Source organism: Pseudomonas sp. B6002 (assembly GCF_013385985.1).
Lineage (GTDB): Bacteria > Pseudomonadota > Gammaproteobacteria > Pseudomonadales > Pseudomonadaceae > Aquipseudomonas.
Window position 1 is genome coordinate 1 of the sequence record NZ_JACAOY010000043.1, and the last position, 469, is coordinate 469.

Sequence of the window (469 nt, forward strand, 5' to 3'; positions counted from 1 at the left end):
GCCTGGCTGGAAAAACATGCGGACTCACAGGCCTGGGTCGTCATGGAGGCTACTGGCACCTATCACGAGGCACTTGCAGACTTCCTGCATGCCAAAGATTATCGAGTCTGCATCGTTAACCCCGCCGTGATCCACGCGTTCGGCAAGGAGGATTTGCGTCGGGTTAAAACCGATAAAGCTGACGCCAAATTGATCGCGGCCTATGCCCAGCAGAAGCAGCATAAGCTCAGGGCTTGGATCCCTGAACCGCCTGCTCGTCGTCGGTTGCGGGCTCTAGTTCGGCGCCTGGAAGATCTCCAGGAAATCCTTCAGATGGAGACCAACCGCCTGGATGTAGCTCAATCCAACGTCAAAGGCTCGATTCTGTCCATGATTAGTCATGTGAAAAACGAGATTGCCGTGACGCAGAAGGCCATCAAAGACAATATTGATGATGACCCCGATCTACGGCAGAAGCGCGACCTGATCA

At 54.2% G+C, this 469-nt stretch carries 1 protein-coding gene; it reads left to right on the top strand.

Going from position 1 to position 469, the window contains the following annotated elements; all coding sequences use genetic code 11:
• Positions 1-469 (top strand): transposase (locus HX792_RS30080; RefSeq protein WP_176999465.1); only part of this gene is annotated, 469 nt, incomplete at both ends.